Annotated in this window: 2 protein-coding genes; both read right to left on the bottom strand. The window is 71.7% G+C overall.

Going from position 1 to position 3,128, the window contains the following annotated elements; translation table 11 throughout:
* Positions 1 to 89: 89 nt before the first annotated feature.
* On the bottom strand, positions 90 to 1,202 hold the full coding sequence (locus tag IT40_RS26105; RefSeq protein ID WP_052096362.1) for an ABC transporter domain-containing protein: 1,113 nt from the start codon (positions 1,200 to 1,202) through the stop codon (positions 90 to 92).
* A complete protein-coding gene (cydD, locus tag IT40_RS26100) occupies positions 1,199 to 2,896 on the bottom strand; it encodes a thiol reductant ABC exporter subunit CydD (RefSeq protein ID WP_084197488.1) in 1,698 nt (565 codons plus the stop codon). Before cydD ends, IT40_RS26105 begins: the two co-directional genes overlap by 4 nt.
* Positions 2,897 to 3,128: the final 232 nt, after the last annotated feature.

The following is a 3,128-nucleotide window of genomic DNA, read 5'->3' as shown; positions in this document are numbered from 1 at the left end:
CGTATACTCAACTCTTTCTGTCAATACATCTTCGATTTTTACGTTTTCGTCTATTGTCTTTTTGTCGTCTCACAACTTGTCCTTCTTTCTTATCTTATTCGTCCTCTCCGCTCTCTTTTTTTTTTTTTTTTTTTTTTAAATGACCCGCCCCCCCCCAAACCCTCCACGTAGGGGGTCGTCGGCAGCGTCAGATGGGTATAAGAGCCAGGCGGGGCGGGGGCCGGGTCCAGCCGCGGCCCCAGCCGGCGGGCCGAGATCAGGCTGCGCGGCAGCTCCATCGCGCCGCGGCGCAACTGGGCAAAGGGCTCGACCGCCGCCAGCGCCACCAGCAACGCCAGCGCCGCGACGGGTGCGCCGATGCGGCCGCTTTCCGCCAGCCCGCCTGCGACGACCAGCACCCCGGCCAGCAGGACCGCCGACGCCGCGCCATAGCCGAAGCCCGCCAGTAGGTCGATGCGGTTCAGCCGATCCTCGGCCGCCGCCAGCCGGGCATCCGCCGCGGCGATGGCCCGGCGTTGGGCGCCCAGCCGGCCGGCCATGACCAGTTCGGTCTGGCCCTGCATCAGGTCGATGACGCGGGCGCGCAGCGTCTCGGTCGCCTGCGCGCGCCGCCGCATCCCCGGTCCCGCCGCGCGGGCGGCGGCCAGGGCAAGGCCGATCCCTGCGGCGATCAGAAAGCCAAGCACCGCCAGCCCGAACAGCGGCTGCATCAGCCCCAGCGTCACGCCCGCCGCCAGCGCGGTGACGAGCGCCGCCGCCAAGGGCACCAGCACCCGCAGGTAAAGCACGTCGAGCGCGTCTATATCCACGGTCAGCCGGAACAGCAGCCGCGCCGGGCGCAGCATCAGCGCCCCCGCGGCACCGGGCGCGGCCCAGCCGCGAAACAGCCGCTCGCGCAGGCCGGCCAGCACGGCCAGCGTCGCATCATGCGTCACCAGCCGCTCGCCATAGCGCGCCGCCGTGCGCCCCAGGGCCAGCAGCCGGATGCCCGAGGAGGGCATGAACACGTCGAAGGCCAGCGCCGTGGCCGTGGTCAGCCCGGCGATGGCGGTGGCGGTGATGAACCAGCCTGACAGCCCCAACAGCGCGATGCCCGCCAGCACCGTCGCCGCCGCCAGCGCCGCGCCCGTCCACAGCCGGCGCCGCCCTTCGCAAGCGAACAGCGCCAGCACCGGCGCCATGTCCCGGACCAGCCGCCTCATGCCGCCGCCTCCATCCCGGTGCCGTCCAGCCGGATGACGCGGTCCATGCGCGCGGCCAGTTCCGGGTCATGCGTCGCCACGATCAGCGTCCGTCCCTGCGCCAGCGCCACCAGCCCCTCGGCGATCTCGCGCGCGGTGGCGGCGTCGAGATGCGCCGTCGGCTCGTCCGCCAGGATCAGCCCGGCCTGCGGCGTCGCGGCCACCCGCGCCAAGGCCAGGCGTAGCGCCTCGCCGCCGGACAGGCCGGTGCCGCCCTCGCCGACCGGGGCGCTGCCGCGCCGGGCCGCGACCTGGTCCAGCCGGGCGATGCGTAGCGCCTCCGGCAGGCTGCCCGCGGCGGGCAGGGTTCGGCCCAGCGTGACGTTCTGCGCCAGCGAGCCCGCAAAGATATGCGGCGCCTGGCCGATCCAGGCCATCCGGGCGCGCAACCCGGCGGCGGCTTGCGCGTCGAGCAGCCGGCCGTCGATCTCGATCCGCCCCGAATCGGGTGCGGCCAGGCCGGCGATCAGCGAAAGCAGCGTCGACTTGCCCGAGCCGCTGGGCCCGACCAGCGCCACATGCTCGCCCGGCGCGATGGCCAGGCTGAGGCCGCGCGGGCCGGGTTGCGTCGCGCCGGCATGGCGAAAGCGCAGATCCTCAAGGCGCAGCGCCGTGGCGGCGGCGGTTTGCGGGGCGGCGGCCTCGGCCTCGGCGCCGGGCAGCGCCATCCCCGGCTCGGCCGCCCGCTGCAAGGCGGCCATCCCGGCCTCGCCCGCCGCCTTGTCGTGCCAGACCGCCGACAATTCACGCAGGGGCTCGAAAAAGGCCGGCGCCAGCAGCAGGATGAACAGGCCCTCGGCCAGCGTCAGCTTGTCGCCCCAGGCGCCGAAGGGCAGGTCGCCCAGCAGGTGGAAACCGATATAGACCGCGACCATCGCCACGCCGAGCGCCGCGAAAAGCTCCAGCACCGCCGAGGTCAGGAAGGCGATGCGCAAGACCGCCATGGTGCGTGCGCGCAGCGATTCCGCATCGGCCCTGACCCGCAGCGCCGTCGCTTCGATGGCGCCCAGGCTGCGGATGGTCGCCATGCCGCGCAGCCGGTCCAGCAGAAAGGCGTTCATGCCGCCGACCTCGACCATCTGCGCCTCGCTTGCCGCCTTGGCCTTCCAGCCGACCAGCACCATGAAGACCGGAATCACCGGCAGCGCCACCAGCAGCACCAGCGCCGCCGTCCAGGAAAAGGGCAGGATCGCCAGGAAGATGACCAAGGGCAGCACCGCCGCCTTCAGCCGCGCGGGCCGAAAGCGCGCCAGCCAGGGCACGACGGCCTCGGCCTGTTCGGCGACGATGCTTGCCGCCTCGCCCGAGGGGATGCGCCCGGCATCCAGCGGCGAGCGCGCCGAAAGCGCGGCCACCGCCCTGCCGCGCAGGTCCGACAACTGTGCCCGCGCCGCGCGCCAGGCCAGCCTGCCGCCAAGCGCCTCGAGCCCGGCGCGCAGGAGGCCCAGGGCCAGCACGCCAAGCGCCGGCACCACCAGCGATGCCGCGCCCGTTCCCGCGGCGATCCCGGCCACCGCAGCGGCCAGGATGCCGGCCTGCGGCAGCCACAAGAGCGCGGACGCCACCGCCAGGGCGGGGGCAAGCCAGGGTGCGGGGCGGACGCCCTCTCCGTTGGCCGGAGGCGGGTGCCGAGGGGACCTTTCGGATTCGCGCATGGTGATGTCTTTTGGTTCGCGTCGGATGAGGCGACACTTTATATTCGAAGGGATGTATAAATGATGAAGCGGAGGGATGCAGCGAGACAACACGACGCATCCTTTGCTCGCCACCCTTGCATATATTCGCATACTCGAATATCTCATGGATGAAGGACAGTTTGCGCGCAGGAGGAGTATCCGATGAGCCATGCCCCGACCTCGACCTCGACGCCCGGCCAGGGCGCGGCCC

The organism is Paracoccus versutus (assembly GCF_000763885.1).
GTDB classification, from domain to species: domain Bacteria; phylum Pseudomonadota; class Alphaproteobacteria; order Rhodobacterales; family Rhodobacteraceae; genus Paracoccus; species Paracoccus versutus.
Note: the sequence above shows the minus strand (reverse complement) of the source record. Positions and strands in the feature narration are given on the sequence as shown.